The sequence below is a fragment of the Parabacteroides gordonii MS-1 = DSM 23371 genome, from assembly GCF_000969825.1.
Lineage (GTDB): Bacteria > Bacteroidota > Bacteroidia > Bacteroidales > Tannerellaceae > Parabacteroides > Parabacteroides gordonii.
This window is the reverse complement of sequence record NZ_KQ033919.1, coordinates 4,288,931-4,310,346: the sequence shown is the minus strand read 5'-3', so window position 1 is coordinate 4,310,346 and position 21,416 is coordinate 4,288,931. Positions and strand designations below refer to the sequence as shown.

The 21,416-nt window shown below is 45.3% G+C and carries 17 protein-coding genes; 4 read left to right on the top strand and 13 right to left on the bottom strand.

Going from position 1 to position 21,416, the window contains the following annotated elements:
- Nucleotides 1–7 precede the first annotated feature (7 nt).
- The 8 genes from HMPREF1536_RS16260 to lon form a co-directional block, all read right to left on the bottom strand.
- On the bottom strand, nucleotides 8–1,315 hold the full coding sequence (locus HMPREF1536_RS16260; protein WP_028726303.1) for a hypothetical protein: 1,308 nt from the start codon (nucleotides 1,313–1,315) through the stop codon (nucleotides 8–10).
- 11 nt (nucleotides 1,316–1,326) lie between these two features.
- Nucleotides 1,327–2,595, bottom strand: coding sequence for a hypothetical protein (locus HMPREF1536_RS16255; protein ID WP_028726302.1), 1,269 nt, complete (start codon nucleotides 2,593–2,595; stop codon nucleotides 1,327–1,329).
- Nucleotides 2,596–2,632: 37 nt separating this feature from the next.
- The gene (locus HMPREF1536_RS16250) at nucleotides 2,633–3,754 is read right to left on the bottom strand and encodes a FimB/Mfa2 family fimbrial subunit (RefSeq protein ID WP_028726301.1); all 1,122 of its coding nucleotides are present in this window, start codon (nucleotides 3,752–3,754) and stop codon (nucleotides 2,633–2,635) included.
- Nucleotides 3,755–3,780: 26 nt separating this feature from the next.
- Nucleotides 3,781–4,611: a DUF6261 family protein gene (locus HMPREF1536_RS16245; RefSeq protein ID WP_028726300.1), complete on the bottom strand. Its 831-nt coding sequence runs from the start codon at nucleotides 4,609–4,611 to the stop codon at nucleotides 3,781–3,783.
- A gap of 278 nt (nucleotides 4,612–4,889) precedes the next feature.
- On the bottom strand, nucleotides 4,890–6,329 hold the full coding sequence (locus tag HMPREF1536_RS16240) for a hypothetical protein (RefSeq protein WP_028726299.1): 1,440 nt from the start codon (nucleotides 6,327–6,329) through the stop codon (nucleotides 4,890–4,892).
- Nucleotides 6,330–6,371: 42 nt separating this feature from the next.
- Nucleotides 6,372–7,298 (bottom strand): hypothetical protein, encoded by a 927-nt coding sequence (locus tag HMPREF1536_RS16235; protein ID WP_044191339.1) that lies wholly within the window; start codon nucleotides 7,296–7,298, stop codon nucleotides 6,372–6,374.
- A 693-nt stretch (nucleotides 7,299–7,991) separates the two neighbouring features.
- On the bottom strand, nucleotides 7,992–8,837 hold the full coding sequence (locus tag HMPREF1536_RS16230) for a helix-turn-helix domain-containing protein (protein ID WP_028726297.1): 846 nt from the start codon (nucleotides 8,835–8,837) through the stop codon (nucleotides 7,992–7,994).
- 184 nt (nucleotides 8,838–9,021) lie between these two features.
- Nucleotides 9,022–11,481, bottom strand: coding sequence for an endopeptidase La (gene lon / locus HMPREF1536_RS16225; RefSeq protein ID WP_369800835.1), 2,460 nt, complete (start codon nucleotides 11,479–11,481; stop codon nucleotides 9,022–9,024).
- A 107-nt stretch (nucleotides 11,482–11,588) separates the two neighbouring features.
- Here lon and HMPREF1536_RS16220 point away from each other — a divergent pair, with 107 nt between their 5' ends.
- Nucleotides 11,589–12,305 (top strand): tRNA1(Val) (adenine(37)-N6)-methyltransferase, encoded by a 717-nt coding sequence (locus HMPREF1536_RS16220; RefSeq protein WP_028726295.1) that lies wholly within the window; start codon nucleotides 11,589–11,591, stop codon nucleotides 12,303–12,305.
- Here HMPREF1536_RS16220 and HMPREF1536_RS16215 read toward each other — a convergent pair.
- Complete coding sequence (locus HMPREF1536_RS16215; RefSeq protein ID WP_028726294.1) at nucleotides 12,290–13,261, bottom strand: diacylglycerol/lipid kinase family protein; 972 nt, start codon at nucleotides 13,259–13,261, stop codon at nucleotides 12,290–12,292. The genes HMPREF1536_RS16220 and HMPREF1536_RS16215 overlap by 16 nt on opposite strands.
- 197 nt (nucleotides 13,262–13,458) lie before the next feature.
- Here HMPREF1536_RS16215 and spt point away from each other — a divergent pair, with 197 nt between their 5' ends.
- The 3 genes from spt (at nucleotide 13,459) to gldH (ending at nucleotide 16,714) form a co-directional block, all read left to right on the top strand.
- Nucleotides 13,459–14,646: a serine palmitoyltransferase gene (spt, locus tag HMPREF1536_RS16210; protein WP_028726293.1), complete on the top strand. Its 1,188-nt coding sequence runs from the start codon at nucleotides 13,459–13,461 to the stop codon at nucleotides 14,644–14,646.
- Between the two features lie 171 nt (nucleotides 14,647–14,817).
- On the top strand, nucleotides 14,818–16,263 hold the full coding sequence (locus HMPREF1536_RS16205; protein WP_044191336.1) for a PSP1 domain-containing protein: 1,446 nt from the start codon (nucleotides 14,818–14,820) through the stop codon (nucleotides 16,261–16,263).
- Nucleotides 16,202–16,714, top strand: coding sequence for a gliding motility lipoprotein GldH (gene gldH, locus HMPREF1536_RS16200; protein ID WP_028726291.1), 513 nt, complete (start codon nucleotides 16,202–16,204; stop codon nucleotides 16,712–16,714). The genes HMPREF1536_RS16205 and gldH overlap by 62 nt, the downstream gene beginning before the upstream one ends.
- Here the strand turns inward: gldH and rodA are convergent, their stop codons facing one another.
- The 4 genes from rodA to mreC are packed head-to-tail and all read right to left on the bottom strand — an operon-like array spanning nucleotide 16,715 to nucleotide 21,382.
- Nucleotides 16,715–18,160: a rod shape-determining protein RodA gene (gene rodA / locus HMPREF1536_RS16195; RefSeq protein ID WP_028726290.1), complete on the bottom strand. Its 1,446-nt coding sequence runs from the start codon at nucleotides 18,158–18,160 to the stop codon at nucleotides 16,715–16,717.
- Complete coding sequence (mrdA, locus tag HMPREF1536_RS16190; RefSeq protein WP_028726289.1) at nucleotides 18,150–20,027, bottom strand: penicillin-binding protein 2; 1,878 nt, start codon at nucleotides 20,025–20,027, stop codon at nucleotides 18,150–18,152. The genes rodA and mrdA overlap by 11 nt, the downstream gene beginning before the upstream one ends.
- A complete protein-coding gene (gene mreD / locus HMPREF1536_RS16185) occupies nucleotides 20,017–20,535 on the bottom strand; it encodes a rod shape-determining protein MreD (RefSeq protein ID WP_028726288.1) in 519 nt (172 codons plus the stop codon). Before mreD ends, mrdA begins: the two co-directional genes overlap by 11 nt.
- On the bottom strand, nucleotides 20,528–21,382 hold the full coding sequence (mreC, locus tag HMPREF1536_RS16180; protein ID WP_028726287.1) for a rod shape-determining protein MreC: 855 nt from the start codon (nucleotides 21,380–21,382) through the stop codon (nucleotides 20,528–20,530). The genes mreD and mreC overlap by 8 nt, the downstream gene beginning before the upstream one ends.
- Nucleotides 21,383–21,416 lie beyond the last annotated feature (34 nt).

The following is a 21,416-nucleotide window of genomic DNA, read 5'->3' as shown; positions in this document are numbered from 1 at the left end:
TCTCCTTTTATTCGAGTTCATTATTTTGTAAGGTCGAAACCTTTCCGGTAAAAACATACTTATAGTTGCGCCGCAGGTAAAAGATATTATCCTGCGCATCGGGCGAAATAACCCCGGTGGCATTCTCCGCATCCGAAACGTTGTCTACACGGATCTGGCAGTTATGAACACTTTGGTCTGCCACCCCGTAACTGTTTCTGATCCGTACCCCCAGCCGCGTTTTGGTCGGTAACATCCAGGCGGTAAAAACAACGGTTTTCCCCACCACAAAATGACCTCCGTCATAATTATCCCCCGTATTATTTTTACTGTCCTGAAAGTCTACCAGCGTGTAGCTTCCCTTCTCCCCACTCGTCGTTATCGGATCGGAAGGGGCCAGAAAATCATCATAATCGCTGAGCTTCACTTTCGTACAAACATGATCGGCCAGCAAGCCCATCCATTCGATGTCGTAATAAAGAGCACCTTCCTCATATTTTTCGACCTCCAGCCTCACTTCCACTTTCGCCATCCCGCGGTAAAGGATACCGGTGAGCGGAGTATTCGTTGTAACATTTCCATCCGGATCTTCCTTCGAATAATCGATAACCGGATTTCCATCTCCGGTATGGCAAAAACCATAAAAGAGTTGGGGGCCATAAGCGAGCCGGCGACTTAAATACTTCGTGTTATAAGAAGAAAGCCCAGCCCCGTTCAAAAAGCTTTCCCACACACCACCCTGATTCAGCGTCGCCGCAAAATCTTCATACGCCACGCCATCGAGTGTATTCAGAGAGAAAAGAGCCTCCTCCCCTTCGGCTTTGTAAACATCCGTCTTACCGGGTTCGCCACTGTAAGGCAATATCCTGTCGGCATCGTAGGCTATGGCAATAACACGGTATTCGTAGCCGTAGGTCTTTTTCAGAATGCCACGCGCTTTCAGACGATGATCGGTGTCGACCTCTTTGGTGCAAGGGACAACCTGATCGTTTTTCGGATCATAAAGAAAGGAATTGGGACCGGCGGCCTGCTCATCGACCTCCTTTTTATCGTCGAGGTCGCGACGGCGGAAAACGATGATACGAACGGCATCGACACCCGCCGTTTCATCCGAACCGTCAACACCCAGGCCGGGTGTAGCATCGGGCGGTGCAGCCTTGGAGCCGGTATTGTCGGTGAACCAAACCGTACCGATCGAAACCTCGACTGGCACCTCCGCAACGGGCAGTTGTTCGTCGTCGCCGGAAGCCTCTTCCTCCGGCAGTTCTTTGGAACAGGCGGACAATAAAAACCCGGTTATCAACAGAAGATAGTATATATAACGGTGTGTACCCATAGCTTTATTTTTTATATGATTGGGAAGTCATGTTTTTTCTCGAAATTAGGCTCTACCTCAATTACGATGTCCGATTCGCTGGTATCCGTAGCGTAATTTTCAAATTTGCCGGACAGATTGACCCGCACGTTCGAGTAGGAATAGAAACAATATTTTCCTTTGCGCCCGTCATAGACATAAAGATCATTGCCATTTTTCAAGTCAGCACTGTTAACGGAATAAACCGCTGCGTCGGTACCGGTCAGGAAATAGCTTTTGGCGGGTTGTATGTTGAACTCTTTGGTCGTGCCCCCCTTATAAGTCACCCTCAACCTCAGATAAGCACCGATTTCGCTAGGCAGCAGGAAAGAAGAAAGAGTTACGGTTCCTGTTGTAATCTGTCCACTGGCAGCCAAGAGTACCGGAGCTACGTCGGCACCGATCCCGGTTGTAGCCGTAGGGTCTGTCACTGCCGTCACCGGATAATATTTTCCATGCGTACCGTGCAAGGTTATCTTTGTCGGATAATTATACATATACAATTCCAGCTTGTTCACCTCATCGACCGGTATATCGGTTATTTTCACATTCAGCTGGCTAACGATGCGGTAAAGGCGACCGTAGAGAGGAGCAGACAAATTATCAGCTCCCGCCAAATCATAAAATCCAATCGCCCCATTGTCATTAATCTGGGAAGTAGTATAGCCTAATCCCCCATCCCCCGGATTAAAAACGACAATTCCACAATAAACCTCCGGAGTATGATACCCCATGTTAGAAGATAAAGAAAGCGAAGGGGTTGTCCGGTTATCTCCGGGTGAAACTGTAAAATCGGCAATATCTTTTTCATTATAAGCAAATGTGGCAAAAGAGAGCCAGTTGTAACTACCCCCATCTGATGTAAAATCATAACTATGCTGTACCCAACGGTCATTTTTTGCGAACTTAAGTTCTTTGATCTGCTCTTCTTTCACAAACTTCAATTCATTTTCATATGGGCCTGATTTATTTAACCTATAAGAAAAAATCTTCATCCTGTTCGCCCTGCAAACCCCATCGAGTTTAGGCGCATCGTCGGGTTCGTCGTTATCGCCGGGGCCGACCCAGCCTTTGGTCTCGGCCGTCAAATCATCGTTGCCACCTCCGGATATGTAGATATGCGGTTCCTTACCGGGGGCAGACGCATCGGGTTCGGGTAGAATAGCAATCTCGTTGCTGCAAGCCAAGCACGTAGACAAGAAGCCGACCGACACCATCGGCCACAGCCATAACCTGCACTTTTGTATCTTTCGCACATTCATATTTCACACTGTTTTAGTTTTATATCCCTTTTCGCTTCTACATCGGTATATCGACATCCGCCTGCCAACTGCCGTCTACGCGGATAAATACCGTTTCGTCGATAGTTCCTCCCAGGTCGATCGGCTCATCGGTCGTGCCGTTCTTGATTCCCAGGGTGTAAAAATGGTTCGCGAGGATAGGAAAAGAGTTGACTAACGCACCGTTCTGTAATTTCGCGTTGACTTTATAAGTTTTCTCCTCCACATCGCCTTTGTAAGTTTTCAGCACAAACGTACCTGTCCCGGCGGATGGCGCATCGACAGGCAGCATATAGGCTGCCTGCAAAACCGAACCCGACAGTTTGGTGTAGGTCGTTCCGTCATCGGCGGTGAGCGTTTCTTTTTGCAACTCGTCGGCAGTGACGGGAATATCGAGCAAGACGGTCGAACCGGACAAAGGCGTGGTTCCATGATCGCCGATCGTCCGTTTCATTAACGGCACATCCAGGTATTGGTCTTTATAGAGTATCAATTCGATACGGGTCACCCCGGTCGGGATGTTCGTAAAATATCCTTGTACCCCGGCCACGCGCCGCCAAAGGTCGACGGTAGTCATTGCCGTTCCGTCGCTGGCAGCCTCGATGATGACCGAACCGGCAAAAAGTTCCGAGCCGGCAATATCGTCCTGCTCTTTTGCGTCTGTCAATTTGGCAACAGCATCGCCAAGAGGGGTTCCGGCAACAATGCTTCCGGGCAAACCGTAGGTCGCAGCCGAATTAGTTGTCAAGTCTGCATTTCCATCCGCATCCAGACGGCAGTCGAGCCCAACAGCCAGCAAGGTATAAGTTTCATAAGGCGTCAATTTGGTTTTCAGCATATATTTTTGCCGGGCAGTCTGACCGACCGGCTGCCTCCACTCCACATCTTCCGCACCAATGCAGGGGGAGGCAGGATCTGATCCTTTAAATATATAAAGATGCACATAAGTGACATGCTGGATATGATCCGATCCGGTCAACGTCGTGCGCGTCTTTTTTTCGTTTCCTGTCTGGAAATCGATCACAACATCGCTGCCTTGTGTCTCTCCGCCATTGTCCCGTTCGATTATCTCCTCGGTAGTACAGGCGGCCGTAAGCAGCAAAAGTATCAACCAACTGATATGTCGTACGATATATATCATCTTTATGTTTATCCTGTAGGGAGTTTTTATTCTATTACCGGACGATCGTCTTCACCACCGTCGCCGCCGTTGTTGCCGCTATCGGTAGAACCGCCGTCGGTGTCAGGTTTGAAGTTAGGCTTTGCACCAACGCCTGCCTTCGAGAGTGTTTGTTGCAACTGGATGATCAGGGCGTTTACCTGGTCGATCACCGTGCCTAGAGCCGTTTCCTTGTTTACATCATTGGTTATCAAAAAGTTTACCCGGTAGAGCGCATTGATAGCCAGAACTATTTCCCTGTAGGCCTTGTCTACGAGGGGACGGGCACTTTTCATCGTTTCAGAGGTAGCACGGCTGAGGGTTTCAGCCGAACGTTCGGTATAAATTGTATTAAATTCGTTATTGGCTGTTGCAAGGGAGGTGAGTACTTCGTCAAGGTCTAACGCCGTAACAAATGCGGCATATTCGGGTTTACGTATTTTTTCCAGGAAATCGCTGATGGCAGCGGTATTGGAAGCATAATTCAAACGCGGAGCATTGCGGTAAGGAGCCACCAAATAATCTAACTCGATAGCAGCCTGCCGTTTCGATTCGATGGGACAAAGTTTGCCGGTCGTGATAGTCTGGGCCGTATACAGGAACAGATCGTCGCGGTTACGATCTACCATTTCTATGGCAGCCGTATCTTTATAGGTTCGGTTCCGCAGGTAACATTCATTCTCGACGTCCAACAATTGTTTGTAGGCGGCACGCTGTGGAGCAAAGCCCTGCTTGTCGGCAAACTCTTCCGAGACAGTTCTCAGCATATCGGTGTGAAACTGGAAATGTTCGGCATTACGGGCGCGAGAAAGATCGAATTTCAAATTGATTTCTTTCATGACATCTTTGTTTTATTAATTTATAAATAGAAAAAAACTTCGGAAAGGTTGCGGAACTATCCGAAAACTCCAAAAACGTTGCAGGAAGCAGGCGGAAAATCCCGCGAGGTTGCCGCAACGTTTTCGAGCCTTCCGGAAAGTTCCGAAAGCTTCAAAAATGATTTTCGGACTCTTCGGGAAGTCGCGCCAGGGTGAAAAAGCGTTTTTCAAGCTGTCGGGAAGTTCCGCCTGCTTCCTGCATCATTTTTGAAGTTTTCGGAGAAAAATTCTTCGATGTATTATTCGATTTCCATATCGTGGATGAATTCCCACTGGTCGTTGATACGGATTGTCAAATCCTGGTCTTTATCCAACGGCTGTGGTTTGTCGGGGTCTACGCCCGGTTGGTCAGGATCGTCGCCGCTTCCGCGTTTACCGATCTGGTAGAGGTGGTTGCGGTAGATGTTGTAGATATTGGCATCGTCTTTCTTTCCTGAATCCCAAGAGGCCCTGTCAAGTTTGACGTTCCAGCTTTTCAGGATTGCTTTTTCGCCACTATCTTCAAACCCGAGCAATTGCAGTTCGAATGTATTCGTTTTTTCTACATGGTTGAACGGAATCATAAATTCTCCGGCAAATACGGCACCTTGAGCAAGGGTTGGGGCAGAGTTGGCAGCGCTGATGGCGTTGATCCAGTTGTCTGCTTTTAATAGGCCGTCATTGTCGATAGCATCATCACTCCAAGTACTTGGCGTTTCAGCCGACACACCACCCGGGAACCATTTTGCCAAGTCGATTTCGTAAACGATATAAGCATCGTCTGCTTCAGAAGCATCAGCGGTAGCTTTAAACTTCGCATTAGCAGTAGCAGGTTCGAAACCATTCACAATCGTTTCTGCATCTTTGCTTTGATCTTCGGTTGCATCGTCTTCCTGCTTAGGCAGATGGGTTGTTAAGTCTAACTGTTTATTTCTTGCTGATGAAACAAGGCGGATAAAGCCGACGTGTTTAGCATCGGCTCCATCACCTACTTTTGCAGGAATGCGGTTGAAATACCCCAATACACCGGCAACTTGACGTTTCAGCAGGACATTAATTTGAGCACCTTCATCAAAAGCTAATAAAGTAGGTTCTGATTCACCTGAGAAGATTTCGCTGGCAGGTGTTGCATAATTATCAATTGCGTCTGTAAATAATTGACTAAAACCTTTTCCCGCTTCAGCAGCAGAGCTCCAGGTTGGAGCACTCGGAGTTGTTTCAATATTTAAAGCCGAAAGTTTAGTACCGTTACCTCCAAATGTAAACGGTTTCGGTTCTTCTGTCTTTTCATCCTGCCCAACGGCTACGACGGTAAATTGTCCACCTTTACCGATCTCATCCTCCTTAATTTTATCATCTCCAGTCAACCGGATAGTCATCTTTTGTCCATAATCATACTTGGAAGATTTAAGATCCCAATCAGGGACATGGATAGACTTCACGAATGTTTTCTGATTGTCGGTTTCTACCTTAAACACCAACAATTGCAAATCGGTTACTGTCTCAGCCCCTTTATTGGAAGTACTATACAAAGGACGTGATTTGGTGGACAATACGTCAGTGTCTTGCATATCTAAAACGATAATTTGTTCGCCTGTTTGTTGTTCATTTCCTTCAATAATCGGATCATTGCTGTCACTACATGATGCCAACGTCAGCAAACCTAGTGCCGCGAAAGCTAAAAATTTACTCTTTTTCATTGTTTTAAAATTAAATATATAAACACATATTAGCTAATATTCTTATGAAATCTCCATAGAGTGCAATACTTCCCAGTGGTCGTTGATTAAGATGTAAATCTTAAAGCAACAACAACTTTTGTCGTACACGTATCGCATAATGGTCAGCTCGTTACGCTGCATGTTCATCGTCACCGCCTCGGGGCTGATCCAGTACGCGCTTTCATTGCATTGGTTGCCTTCGAAGAAACGGAGCGTCAGCACCGACAAGTCGCGTTCGAGGGAGGGAGCCATTATCGTTTTTGTCAGTATCTCACGAGGAGCGGGCCAGACGGTATCTAGCCGCATGTCGAGCGAACGGTCGTAATTGAAACGGTTGTCCACATAACCCGAAAGGCCAGTCACCGCCTTCGATGAAGCTTGGTATTGAACGGGCATGTCTTCTACGCGGATAATCAATTTGCCTTTCACGCGTTTCATGCCAATCGTATAATCGTACGTGAGATGATCGTACACCAGTGTGTCGTGGGCAAGATAGAGGTCTTCGCCCGGAAGATTGTCAGGATGCAGTTTGGCGCCTTTGTGTTCTTCCGTCAGGATAGTGCTGCCGGCCAGGTTGCCCCAGGCGGTCAGGACGTATGTGCCGAAGGGGAGGTTTTCCGGTATCGGCAAAGCGAGCATTTGCTTGTCACCCTCAACGGGAGCCACGGGAGCGACCAGCACCTCTTCGCCGGTCTCGGCATTGTGCAGCCGGTAGGTCAGTGTGCCGACATAATCGCGGAAAGGCAGCTCTTCGCTCTTCCACTCTTCGAAACCCAAACGTACGGCACTATTAATATTATGGTAGTTCTTGTCTTCCACATCGAGGATAACCTGCAATGGAGGGCACGCCGGCAACTCTTCGCGTATGCACGAACTAAGGTTCAATACCGTCAGGAATAATGAGACATACAAGACTACCTGATTATTTAGAACTTCTCTCGAACACATAAAACAACACAAAACAGAAAATATACTAGAACCAATAGTCGAAGCGGACTTTCGGCGCCCGCTTCGACTATCTTCAGCTAGCTGAAGCATTTCTTTATAAAGAATGTAGTCCGGATACGAAACAACAATATTTTGTCCCTTCGAAGCGGCACATCCCGCATGGAAATTAAACGCGGATGCAAATAAAGTTGTATGTCGCTGTGTTTGTTTCATTCATTCAATTAATTAAAAACATATATCAACGAGAGTACCGCTTTCGTCGGGACAAAATAGTTTTTTTGTTTATTTTTTCGTGACATTTTTCGCAAGGGATACGGTCACTTCTTTATTCAGGAAACGAAGACTACCTATACCAATAAAAACTTCAATATTTCAGTGAGGCGAGAGGATCCAGTCTTATTCATACTTGAATCCTCCGCCAACCAGATACCTTCATATCTGCTCTCCTTAAAACCACTGAATATTTACACCATGAGTGTGTCTTCGATTTTCCAATAAAATACTTCTATAGGCTTTCTTTTAACCCGGACAATACTTTTTGCCTTTTATTATCTTTCATTCACTCCAGGAAGAAATGCCTTTTTTTAACAAGGGCAAAATTACAGGCTTTGGGAAAAACGTGCATTGTAAAAAAAAGACAAACAATTACGATTTTAGGACAAAAGCTGTTGTTTTACACAGGTTTTGTCAATTTTATTTCTCATTTCGTATTTGTATAGGCGTTTTCCCAACGTTCTTTTTACAAAAAGAAGTCAGGTAGCTTGCCGATGAAAAATTATAATCCATAGCTATTTCAGAAACAGGTTTCTCTGTCAATGTCAGGTCGCGGCAAATCAGTTCGACCTTCTTTTGTATCACCCATTGGTGAAAAGAGGTTCCGAAAGTGTTTTCAAAGTGGCGATTGAAGGTTTTGAGGGTCAGATTCAATTTTCCGGCAAGAGTAGCGGCATTGATATCCAGGGTATAGTTATCCATTACAAAATCCCTGAAGTCCAAATCCGTAGCCAATAAAGGCTGGAAAAACATGGCCAGTTCTTCTTTGGAATAATACGATCTAAGTAGAAGAAAAAGTTCGTTTTCTTTATTTTCATGGAAATGGGCACATTGCAGTCCGTCGTCGAGGCAATGGATAAGCAAAGTACAAAATTCTTTCAAGCGTTCCCTGATCGAGGGCATTTGAAATTCGTATTGAAAATTATCCGGCAAATAATTAACCAGTTTCTCAAAAGCATACCGGTTACATAAATTCAGGCATTGTACAAACGCACAACTAAGAACCACACAATCTTTAAGCACTTTGAATAAGAATTCGCTGTTTCGAGGATATAGGACAAAATGACCAGCTTTGTGAACATATTCTTTGTGTAATCCATTGTTCACCAGGACCTCGCCTTTCATTAAAAAAACAATAACCGATCGGTTTACATCAACCGGTACAAAATCTTCACCGGCTGCATAACGCAACACTTTAAAGTTTGCTACAGAGGGTAAACGGTAATTGTAGCAGGTGGTATGTTCTTCCTTATAAAATAAACTCATACTAGTGTTTTTTTATCCGTTTAAATGACAATATAAATGAATATCAACGGCTTTCAGGAGGCAAAAATAATAAAAACACTTTTTTTCAGTATCTCATTCGTATTAATTAACACAAAAAGCGGCTGTGTCAAAAAGTATCAACACAGCCGCTTTTTCGTGTTATTTATCTTATTCAGAAATCGAATCAGAACAACGGATTATCCACCTTTTCCTTTAATAAGGCAATGTCTATTACCTGACGAATATCTTCCACATAATGGAAAGTAAGTCCTTTTACATATTCAGCTTTGATCTCTTCGATATCTTTCTGGTTTTCTTTGCACAATATCAATTCTTTGATCCCCGCCCGTTTAGCAGCCAGGATCTTTTCCTTGATACCACCCACCGGAAGGACTTTACCACGAAGCGTTATTTCGCCTGTCATTGCCAGGTTCTTTTTCACTTTACGCTGCGTAAAAGCAGACACCAGGGATGTAACCATAGTTACACCGGCACTGGGGCCATCCTTCGGAATAGCTCCTTCGGGAACATGGATATGTACATTCCAATTTTCGAATAACTCTTCGTTGATACCGAATAAAGAAGCATGGGCATGAATAAATTCCAATGCCAACATGGCAGATTCTTTCATTACCTCTCCCAGATTTCCTGTCAGAGTTAACTTGGAACCTTTTCCCCGACTCAGGCTCGACTCCACGAAAAGGATCTCACCTCCTACTGCAGTCCAGGCTAATCCTGTAACCACACCGGCGTATTCGTTGCCCTGATATTTGTCACGGCTATATTCTATCTGTCCCAGATATTCATGAAGATCTTCCGGCTTGATCTGTGAGGGGATCGCTTCATCAGAAGCTACCTTACGGGCCAGCTTACGCATGATCTTGGCAATCTTCTTGTCCAGTTCACGAACACCACTCTCGCGGGTATATGACTCGATAATAACCTGCAAAGTCTTTTTAGGCAGTTTCACCTTTCCTTTACTGAGGCCATGTGCTTCCAACTGCTTCGGCACCAGGTGACGGGCAGCGATTTCCACTTTCTCTTCCAGAATATAACCGCTTACCTCGATCAACTCCATACGATCCAACAACGGCTGGGAGATCGTATTCAGGTTATTGGCAGTAGCGATGAACATAACCTTGCTCAGATCATAATCAATATCCAGATAGTTGTCATGGAATGTCGAATTCTGTTCCGGGTCGAGCACTTCCAGCAAAGCAGAAGCAGGATCGCCTTTAAAGTCATTCGTCACTTTATCTATTTCATCCAGGATAAATACAGGGTTCGAACTTCCTGCCTTCTGAATATTCTGGATGATACGACCTGCCATCGCACCGATATACGTACGACGGTGGCCGCGTATCTCCGCTTCATCATGCAATCCGCCCAGAGAGATACGGACATACTTACGATGCAATGCTTCGGCAACCGACTTTCCTAAGGAAGTTTTACCGACACCCGGAGGGCCATACAGACAGATAATAGGCGATTTCATATCCCCTTTCAACTTCAATACGGCCAGATGCTCGATAATACGTTCCTTCACTTTTTCCAGTCCGTAATGATCGCGGTCGAGCACTTTCTGAGCATGAATCAGGTTAAAGTTATCTTTGCTGTATTCATTCCACGGCAGGTTGATTATGGCCTGCACATATTGTGTCTGTATAGAAAAATCAGGCGACTGCGGATGCAGACGTTCCAACTTACGAACTTCTTTTTCAAATATTTCAGCGACAGCAGCCGGCCATTTTTTACGGGAAGCCTTTTCACGCAATTCCCTTATCTCCAGATCATTTATATTACCACCCAGTTCTTCCTGGATCGTTTTGATCTGCTGTTGCAGGAAATATTCTTTCTGTTGCTGGTTGATATCCTCATGCGTCTTCATCTGGATGGAAGCTTTGAGTTCCACCAGCTGGTATTCACGGTTCAGGATAAACAACAAGCGGTAAGCACGGTCTTTCAGGTCACCGATCAACAAAAGTTCCTGCTTCTCAGCCGATCCGCTGGGAATATTGCTACAGGAGAAATTGATCAGGTAAAGAACATTCTTATTATTCTTTATTGAAAAGATCAGATCACGGGGCGGTTCGTTCAAAGCGCCCAGCATTTTAATCGTCAGATCTTTGATAGTGGAGATCAGTGCTTCAAACTCACGGTCGGACTTTTTCGGCATTTTATCTTCCAGCAATGAGATCTTACCTTTCAGATAAGGCTCTGTATCTTTCAGAGAGTCCAAGGCAAAACGTTTCTTTCCCTGCAGGATCACAGTCGTCGTACCATCCGGCATTTCCAGGACACGCACGATATCAGCAATCACACCGGTAGTATACAGATCGTCGAAACCCGGATCTTCCGTATTCATTTCTTTCTGGCAAACAACACCGATCAACGCTTTTTTATGGACAGCTTCTTTAATCAGACGCATAGATTTCGGGCGACCCACTATTACCGGCATCGCCACGCCCGGAAAAAGAACCATGTTCCTCAACGGGAGAATAGGTATTTCGCTACCCACTTTTTCTATACCTTCTGTAAAATCCTCATCCACATCACACTCGGTAAGGATAGGCATTACAATCCCAATATTATCATCCAAATCGTCGTACGACTCTTCGGCAAACCTCTTCATTCTTTCTTTCATCATATTTTGTTCCCTATCAATTGTATGTACAGATACAATAAACGTGCCAAAGTTACAGTTTTTTCAATCAATTCTAACTACTTTTGCGCTTCACATTATAAAATAGTATGGCAAATCCTTATTTCCGGTTCAAAAAGTTTACAGTCTATCATGATAAATGTGCGATGAAAGTCGGCACGGACGCGGTATTGCTCGGCGCTTGGGCAGACACGAGCTTTTGCAGGAACATACTGGATATAGGAACCGGCACCGGTATTATCGCTTTGATGCTGGCACAGCGGAGCCAGGCAACAGTCGAAGCGATCGATATAGATAAAGAGGCATGCGTACAGGCCACGGAAAATGCAGCGGCCTCCCCTTACACAGAAAGAATAAAGGTCGTACATGCTTCCTGTGCGGACTTCGCAGCTTCAAACCAACAGAAAAGGTATGATCTGATTGTATCCAATCCTCCTTATTTTATCAATTCATTGAAATGCCCGGACAATAAACGTACAGTGGCCCGCCATACTGACACCTTGTTACTTTCCGATCTGATCAGGGAAGCCCAGACCCTGTTATCACCCAGCGGACGGATTGCATTGGTTTTACCTTACGAACGGCTGGAAGAGGTGAAGGCGCTTGCTTCGGCAAACCATTTATATATCTGCAGGCAGACGGATGTGATCCCTACTCCCGGAGCAGCCCCCAAGCGGTTGCTGGTGGAACTATCCACCACAGAAGAAAACATAAAAAACCGGGATACACTGACTATCGAAGAAGCTCGTCATCAGTACACCCCGGAATATATTGCCCTCACCAAAGAGTTTTATCTGAAAATGTAAGGTAATCTTTTATCGAAGAAACGGGTCACTTCCCCGAACAGGTTATGTACTTCTTTCGTAAAAGAGACAACCTCGGGAGTGATAACATGCAGGGACTGCGGAATAACAGAAATGTCAATCCTACTATCGGCCATGATAGGTTCACCGTCCAGGTGCATCACACCCGGTTCCTGACGGATAATTGTAACCTGCTGGGCTTTCAGTGTCTTGATCTTACTGTTGCGGTCGATCTGCTTCGTGAAAAGCTGGATTGCCAGCGGTGCAATGTCCAGGGGAGTGAAAGGAGACAGAATGGTCAGATCCATTCTTCCGTCCTGGATATTGGCATGGGGAGCGATAAACGCATTATTCCCGTACTGCGATGCATTGGCACATGCCACCAGGAAAGCCTTTTCCTTGATCGTCTGGTTATCCACCAATAACTCATAAGGTTCCGGTTTGTAACTCAGATATTCCTCCACCGTGTTCTTTATATAGGTAAGAGAGCCGCGACGCCTTTCTTCGGCAAACTTCTGGCTGACGGCAGCATCAAAGCCCACTCCGCAAGTACAGAAAAACACCTGGCCGTTTGCCCTACAGCAATCGATTGTCGAAATATGCCCTTTCGCAATCAGATCCAGTGCCCGTTTGGCGTCCATCGGAATATGCAGCTCACGCGCCAGTCCGTTACCCGATCCTTTCGGAACAATCCCTAATACAGCATCCGAATGAAGCATGGCACGGGCTATTTCATTAACCGTACCATCCCCCCCTACTGCTATAATGCAGTTGGCGCCCTCATCAATCGCTTTTTTCGTCAACTCACTTGCATGCCCCCGGTATTCGGTAAAAGAGATATCCAGCAGACAGTTGCCCTTTTCGCACATCTGTTCTATCATTTTGGGTATCTTTCTTTTTGAACCTACTCCGGATATAGGATTTATTATAGCCTGCACCTTTATTATTTTCCCGTCCATCCTAACTGTTTATAAAGATTGAAGGGACAAAAATAATGCTTTTGTAAAACTTTTAAAGCATTAAGGCAACTATAAGTTATTTTTTTACTACTTTTGCGGCTGGATTTGCCGAAACATAGGTGAATATGTATGCGACAAACCTACAGTTCTCTAATAGAATTTTAAAAAGCGAGAAAATCATTCTCTTCAATAATAATATGAAACTTTTACAAGAGAAACTAGCAAAGTACGATGCTCCTCAAAAAGCAATGGCTGCAGGAATTTACCCTTATTTCAGAATGATCGAAAGCGATCAGGACACTGAGGTAATGATCAGCGGTAAGAAAGTCTTGATGTTTGGTTCTAACGCTTATTTAGGATTGACTAACCATCCTAAAGTAAAAGAAGCGGCAATCGAAGCGATCAAGAAATATGGTACAGGCTGCGCAGGTTCGCGCTTCCTGAATGGTACGCTTGATATCCATATCCAATTGGAGAAACGTCTGGCTGAATTTGTCGGCAAAGAAGACGCAATCGTATACTCTACGGGTTTCCAGGTTAATCTGGGAGTAGTATCCTGCCTGACAGGACGTGAAGATTATATCCTATGGGATGAATTAGACCATGCCTCTATTATCGAAGGTCATCGTCTTTCCTTCTCCACCAAGCTGAAATACAAGCATAACGATATGGATTCGCTGGAAAAACAACTCCAGAAATGCGAACCCGACAAAGTAAAGTTGATCGTTATCGATGGTGTATTCAGTATGGAAGGCGATGTAGCCAAACTACCGGAGATCGTTGCCCTGGCTAAAAAATACAATGCCAGCATCATGGTCGACGAAGCACACGGCTTAGGCGTTCTGGGAGATCACGGACGTGGTACCTGTAACCACTTTGGCGTTACGGACGATGTAGACCTTATCATGGGCACGTTCAGTAAATCGCTGGCCTCTATCGGCGGATTTATCGCATCGGATAAAGAGACGATCAACTACCTTCGTCACAATTCACGTTCGTATATATTCAGCGCAAGTAATACACCGTCTGCTACCGCAGCTGCCGGTGCGGCTCTCGATATAATGCTGAGCGAACCGGAACGTATCAAGCATCTTTGGGATCTGACCCATTATGCCTTAGACGGTTTCCGCAATATGGGTTGCGAAATCGGACATACTTCAACACCGATCATCCCGTTATTCATTCGCGATAACGACCTGACATTCCTCATCGTTAAAGAATTATTCGAAGAAGGAATATTCGTTAATCCGGTGGTTTCACCTGCCGTTGCTCCCGAAGATACACTGATCCGCTTCTCCCTGATGGCTACTCATACGAAAGAACAGCTGGACAAGGCGCTTGAAGCGATACACAAAGTATTTAAAAGTCACGGCTTAGTAAAATAAACTGTTACTATATTTATAATTAAAGGCCTTCAAACGGTAGTTATACTGGTTTGGGGGCCTTTCACATTTCCGCCATTCTTGTTTTTTCACTATACCTTGCTCATTCTCTGAGAATATTTGACTATTTTTGCGTAATTGTAGACACTATAAATACATATATATTACCAGACAATGGATTTCAAACTAAATACAGGTGGTTGCTGCATGGGAAAAAAAGGATGCAGCAAAATACAAAATAATAAACTAAACACCTACGATTGGCTCTGCGACGTTCCCGATGCGGAAAATGCAACCGACTACGTAGAAGTACAATTTAAGAATACCCGCAAAGGGTATTTTCTGAACAGTTCCAAAATACCTCTCGAAAAAGGGGACATGGTAGCCGTAGAGGCCAGTCCCGGACACGATATAGGTACCGTCACGCTTACCGGGAAACTCGTTCTTCTTCAGATGAAAAAGAATAATGTACGTACCGGCGAAGGGTATGAACCTAAAAAGGTCTACCGCAAGGCTAAACCGACCGACATCGAAAAATACGAAGAGGCTAAAGGCAAAGAACATGCAACCATGATCCGTTCGCGCCAGATCGCGGCTGATCTGGGACTGAACATGAAGATCGGCGACGTGGAGTATCAGGGAGACGGCAACAAGGCTATCTTTTATTATATTGCCGACGAGCGTGTCGACTTTCGCCAACTGATTAAGGTTCTGGCTGAAGCTTTCCGTGTCCGTATCGAAATGAAGCAGATCGGTGCCCGCCAGGAGGCCGGACGTATCGGTGGTATCGGGCCATGCGGTCGCGAACTATGTTGCTCGAGCTGGATGACAAGTTTCGTATCTGTTGCAACCGGAGCTGCCCGTTACCAGGATATTTCTATGAATCCGCAAAAGCTGGCCGGACAATGCGCCAAGCTGAAATGCTGTATCAACTACGAAGTCGATGCATATGTCGAAGCACAGAAACGTTTGCCGTCGCGGGAGATCGTACTGGAGACGAAGGACAACAATTACTATCATTTCAAGACAGATATTTTCAAACGCGAGATCACTTATTCAACAGATAAGTCATTTGCGGCGAACCTGATCACAATATCAGTCGATCGTGCTTTCGATGTGATCAATATGAATAAGAAAGGAAGTAAGCCGGTCACACTGGAAGCCGATACGAAACCGCAACCGCCGAAACGCGATGCACAAGACATCCTCGGTCAGGACAGCGTTACCCGCTTCGACTCTGTTAAGAAAAAGAAGAAAAAACGTCCGGCCGGAAATAACGGAGGTGGCAATAACGGAACCCCGACAAACAACAATGCTCCTGCCAACGGAGAAAATGGCAACAGTAAACCGGCCAATAATCGTCCGGCAAACAACCGACCAGCTCCGGCTAACGGCGAAAAGCCATCCGGCAACGAAAACAACAGGAATTCCGGAAACAATAATAATAACAACGGAAACAGAGGCGGTGGTAACAATAACAACAACCGCAACAACAATAACAACCGGAATAACAGAAACAAACAAAAGCCTAAAGGTAATAATGACAAGCCTGCGAATAATGACAAACCTCAGCAACAAGCTAAACCGGGGAATAAGCCGGAGAACAAGCCCGAAGCTTAAGGGACTCATTGTCGTTCTATTTATATCCTTATGCTTCTCCTGCGATCAACAGGCCTTGTACGACCAGTACCAGGCCATTGATAATACAGCGTGGGGGAAGGATAAGGAATATTACTTCTCTTTTCAGGTAGACGACATTTCCGTTCCTTATGATCTGATACTCGAAGTACGTAACAATAATATGTACCCTTATCAGAACCTCTGGTTATTCTGCAATGAAGAACAGCCGATAGGCCCGCTGAAAAGAGATACCGTAGAGTGCGTATTGGCCGATGAGTTCGGTAAGTGGTACGGACATGGCATTTCGTTATTCCAATCCAGTTTTCCGATACGGGAGAAATACAGATTCGAGCATACAGGCATGTACACATTCAGTTTCCGCCAGGGAATGCGCGACAGCACTTTAAGAGGGATTCAGGAGATAGGTTTCCGGGTGGAGAAGGCGAAGTGATTACCGTTCTCTCCGGGAAGCATCCAGCCGCAGAAAGATAAACAACAGGATCGTAAACCCAAGCAAAGAAGAGCCTCCATAACTGAAGAAAGGCAACGGAATACCGATCACCGGAGTCAATCCGGTCACCATACCCACATTAATGGCCAGATGGAAAAAGAAAATAGATGCGACACTGTATCCGTAGACCCGACCGAATGCCGTATTCTGCCGTTCGGAAAGGATAACCAACCTGACAATAAATACTCCGAACAGAAAAAGCACCAGGGTGGAACCGATAAATCCGTGCTCCTCTCCGACCGTGCAAAAGATAAAGTCTGTTTCCTGCTCCGGCACATATTTCAGCTTGGTCTGTGTCCCGTTTAAAAAGCCTTTTCCGGTGAGTCCTCCCGATCCGATGGCGATCTTCGACTGGTTCACGTTATATCCGGCACCACTCGGATCGTCTTCCAACCCCAATGATACTTTGATACGGATTTGCTGGTGAGGTTCCAGTATCTCATCAAACACATAATCCACCGAATACATAAATGCCATAGATCCCAAAGCGAAAGCGGCGATCAATGCATAATGCCATACCCAGTTCCGTACGGAAAGATAAACCAGGTAAACGACAGCCAGCCCGACCAGTCCCATCGATACCCAGGCAAAATTAACGGGCATGAACAAAGAAACGATGTAAGCAGCCAGATAAACAACTCCTGTTCCTCCCAACATTACCTGCAACGCCATCCTGTCCTTACGTACCACTACGACAAGAATAAAAGATATAACAAGTATCATCGTCGAAACGATCAGCTCTCCCATCGCGGTCGCCCCAACCATGACATCCGAAAATTTCATGGTCGTCACAAAGAAAGCCACGGCACAAACTCCTGCCAACAAAATATATCCGGACATACCTTCCCGGTAGAGCATCAGAAAGAAAGCAAAATAAACCAGTGCTGATCCTGTCTCCTTTTGCAGGATAATACAAATCATCGGCAGGAAAATAAGCATTAGCGTTATGGAGAAATTCTTTACGGTAGTCAGTTTAAATCCATAGGAGTTCATAAACTTCGCGACAGCCAACGCCGTGGCAAACTTCGCGAACTCAGCCGGTTGAATGCGGAAAGAACCCAACTGCAACCAGGAATGTGATCCTTTGACATTAGGAGCCAGAAAGATTGTAGCTATCAACAAGACAATGACGGCGGCATAGATCAGGTAGGCGAATACATCAAAAAAGTCGCTTTCGAGCATCAATATAACGAATATAACCACCATCGATATACCGACCCACATCAACTGTGATCCCGGCCGGCCGTTTATATCGAACAATCCCATACTGTCGAATTCGAAGCTCGCACCACAAATTGTAAACCAACCGGCCACTATCATCAACAAGTAAAGTATGATGGTGAACCAGTCGACCGTTTTCCATATTTCCGTCTTTCTATAACCCACGATCTACTAAAGAATATATTCTGTCAGAATCCACTACCGTATTACTTATCTGTTCTTCCAGCACCTTATCTTCCGGAGCGATTTCTCCTTTCAAATAAAGTTCCATCATCAGCTTACCGATCGGTACACCGAATGCCGCCCCGAAACCTCCGTTCTGCACATACACGCAAATCGCGACCTTAGGATCTTTATAAGGAGCAAAACCAATAAAGGCCGAATGATCCTTTCCATGAGGATTCTCCGCTGTTCCGGTCTTACCGCATACTTCGATACCGGGAATAGCCGCTCTCCAGCAAGTACCGCCCAATACAGCATTGCGCATCCCCTCGGCTACAATATCATAATATTTCGAGTCAATCGTCGGATAACGTTTATTCGTATATAGCGTATCCAAAGGTGTGTCCTGTACTTCCTTTACCACATGCGGAGTTATAAAATACCCTCGGTTGGCAATCGTTGCGGCCAGATTACATATCTGTAACGGCGTAGCGGAAACTTCTCCCTGCCCGATCGCAATGGAAATAACGGTGCTGGAATTCCAACGTCCTCCGTATACTTTATCATACACCTTACTGTTGGGGATATATCCCCTTTTCTCTCCGGGCAGGTCTATACCTAACGGATAACCATATCCCATCGATACAAGATGATTTTTCCAAATTTCAAAAGCTTCCTGAACACTCGGATACCGACGCCGACTATCCAACATATCATGTAACCCCCAGCAAAAATAAGAGTTACACGAAGTAGCCAAAGCGGGAACCAAGCTCAAAGGAGAAGGATGTCCGTGACAGGCAGGTTTTCCTCCGCGATAGGTGTAACCATGTGCACAGGTATACATCGTTTCAGGAGTAATAACCCCTTCCTGTAGAAAGATTAGTCCCTGTGTAGGTTTGAATGTTGACCCGGGAGGATAAAATCCAGTGATCGCACGGTCGATAAGAGGCTTTTGAGGATCTTCACTCAAAAGGTGATGATTCTTTCCTCTCTGACGTCCTACCAGCAAGCCAGGATCATAGTTCGGCGAAGAGACCAGGCAAAGCACTTCGCCTGTCGCCGGTTCTATCATCACGATACTTCCAACCTTATTTCTCATAAGCTTCTCGCCATAGGCCTGCAAGTCCATATCGATAGAAAGCGTCAGATTCTTTCCGGATACAGGTGCGACGTCACTGTTTCCTTCATCATATTTACCTTTGATACGCCCGTGTACATCCCGGAGAAGGATCTCCACCCCTTTTACACCACGCAGCTCCTTTTCATACGATCGTTCCACTCCTGAACGTCCGGAGTTATCCCCCTGCACATAATAGTCATCGCTTTGAATATCTTTCCGGTTCACTTCACCGATATTTCCCAGTACATGGGCTGCATTCGGATATTCATACTGCCGGATCGTACGGTTCTGGATATAAAAGCCGGGGAATTTATAAAGCTTTTCCTGCAAAACGCCACACTCCTGTGCCGACAGGTGATTCATAAAGACCTGCGGTACATAAGAAGAATAACCGGGATTCAACCGCCGATTCTTTATATCGGCAATACGTTTATCGAATTGTTCTCTCGATATACTCAAGATCTTACAGAAGTCCAGTGTATCGAAAGGCTGTACTTCACGCATAATAAGCATGACGTCGTAAGCAGGCTGGTTATATACAAGAAGTTTACCATTGCGGTCATAAATTATCCCACGGGAAGGATACAACGTTTTTTTCAGGAATGCATTACTGTCTGCCCATGCTTTATAGTCGTTCTCTACCACCTGAAGGTAGAACAAACGAGCAATAAAGATGAGAACCAACAGAACCACGGCGCCTATTATAACATAACGCCTGTTCTCAAGTGTATACTTTGCATTAGTCTCCACTCTTCTGTGTCTCTATATTGAATGCTTCTATTGTACAAATTAATAATGTAGTCGTTATCACACTCGCTCCGATACGGAGGGCAAGGAATAACGGGTCGAATAAGGTCAGCGACTCGATCAGGAACAAGGTTACATGATGAATCACCACTAATGACAGTACATACCGGAAAAAACCACCATATCCGAATGTCTTATAAGAAGGATATATCCCGTCGGGAAGATCCTTACCCATATAAAAACGTATCAACGGCTCACGGATAAATCCGGTTAAGGTACATGCTGCGGCATGCATTCCCGGGGTATTTGAAAATACATCGATCACCAGACCGATAAGGAACGAGAAAAGAACAACCAGATCACGTGGTGAACCGACCGGCATCTTTACGATAAAATAAAGATACAGGAACGGTGTTGCGATCCGCAGGAAATGGATATTATTCAGGATCAACACCTGAATCAACACCAATACAACAAAATAAAGCAATCCCCTTATTAAATTATTAATCATTTCTTCTTGCTTCTTGTTCTACCCTTATCTGTTCTTCCTGATTATAATTCTTTATGATACGAACGTTCTTCAATGACTGAAAATCTGTTGCCAGCTCTACTTTCAGCGTAAAGAAGTTATCGTCATGCTGTTTCTCAAAATCAGCTACCGTCCCCACGACAATTCCAGCAGGGAATACACTCGAATAACCGCTGGTTACGATCGTATCACCTTTCTGAAACTCCACATGACGGGGCAACTCTTCCAGATTGGCATATCGTGTGCTGCGTCCGTTCCAACTCAATGAACCGAAATAACTACTACCCAATACCTTGCAGCTAAGCTTCGATTTAGGATTAAGCAACGGAATAATGACAGAAAAATGATCTGCCACAGTCGATACAATCCCCACAACTCCCTGTACGGAAACAACGCCCATATCCGGAGCAATTCCATCCTTACGTCCTTTGTTCACAGTAATATAGTTCGAAAGGTGGGTCACACTGTTATTCGTCACCTCCGCCAAAACAAAACTATACGGGAACTGTTCGACCGAGTCGGGAGCAAATCCGGCAAAATGTACCGTATCAGCCATCATCATATCCAAACGATCCTGCAACTCCAGTAAATCCATTTCCAGCTGCCCGTTCCTTTCCAACAACTCCTTGTTTATTTCACGAAGGTCGAGATAGGAAGTCACATAACCGGAGACAGAAGAGACATGCCCTGTCAATACATTTGCCGAACTGAAGATAATATTCCGCTGGTACGCATTATTGCGATAAATCAACATCAGCGAAACAATCTCAAGCAAAACAAACAGAAACCAATGCCTCTTTCTTACCAGGAAGTCCAGCAGTTTACGCATAAATAATAATGTGCCAATTTGATAATGTACCAAT

Excerpts from the sequence above, each read along its gene's own strand:
- HMPREF1536_RS16260 (WP_028726303.1), bottom strand. The coding sequence starts at position 1,315 with ATGGGTACACACCGTTATATATACTATCTTCTGTTGATAACCGGGTTT.
- HMPREF1536_RS16255 (WP_028726302.1), bottom strand. The coding sequence starts at position 2,595 with ATGAATGTGCGAAAGATACAAAAGTGCAGGTTATGGCTGTGGCCGATG.
- HMPREF1536_RS16250 (WP_028726301.1), bottom strand. The coding sequence starts at position 3,754 with ATGATATATATCGTACGACATATCAGTTGGTTGATACTTTTGCTGCTT.
- HMPREF1536_RS16245 (WP_028726300.1), bottom strand. The coding sequence starts at position 4,611 with ATGAAAGAAATCAATTTGAAATTCGATCTTTCTCGCGCCCGTAATGCC.
- HMPREF1536_RS16240 (WP_028726299.1), bottom strand. The coding sequence starts at position 6,329 with ATGAAAAAGAGTAAATTTTTAGCTTTCGCGGCACTAGGTTTGCTGACG.
- HMPREF1536_RS16235 (WP_044191339.1), bottom strand. The coding sequence starts at position 7,298 with ATGTGTTCGAGAGAAGTTCTAAATAATCAGGTAGTCTTGTATGTCTCA.
- HMPREF1536_RS16230 (WP_028726297.1), bottom strand. The coding sequence starts at position 8,837 with ATGAGTTTATTTTATAAGGAAGAACATACCACCTGCTACAATTACCGT.
- lon (WP_369800835.1), bottom strand. The coding sequence starts at position 11,481 with ATGAAAGAAAGAATGAAGAGGTTTGCCGAAGAGTCGTACGACGATTTG.
- HMPREF1536_RS16220 (WP_028726295.1), top strand. The coding sequence starts at position 11,589 with ATGGCAAATCCTTATTTCCGGTTCAAAAAGTTTACAGTCTATCATGAT.
- HMPREF1536_RS16215 (WP_028726294.1), bottom strand. The coding sequence starts at position 13,261 with ATGGACGGGAAAATAATAAAGGTGCAGGCTATAATAAATCCTATATCC.
- spt (WP_028726293.1), top strand. The coding sequence starts at position 13,459 with ATGAAACTTTTACAAGAGAAACTAGCAAAGTACGATGCTCCTCAAAAA.
- HMPREF1536_RS16205 (WP_044191336.1), top strand. The coding sequence starts at position 14,818 with ATGGATTTCAAACTAAATACAGGTGGTTGCTGCATGGGAAAAAAAGGA.
- gldH (WP_028726291.1), top strand. The coding sequence starts at position 16,202 with ATGACAAACCTCAGCAACAAGCTAAACCGGGGAATAAGCCGGAGAACA.
- mreD (WP_028726288.1), bottom strand. The coding sequence starts at position 20,535 with ATGATTAATAATTTAATAAGGGGATTGCTTTATTTTGTTGTATTGGTG.
- mreC (WP_028726287.1), bottom strand. The coding sequence starts at position 21,382 with ATGCGTAAACTGCTGGACTTCCTGGTAAGAAAGAGGCATTGGTTTCTG.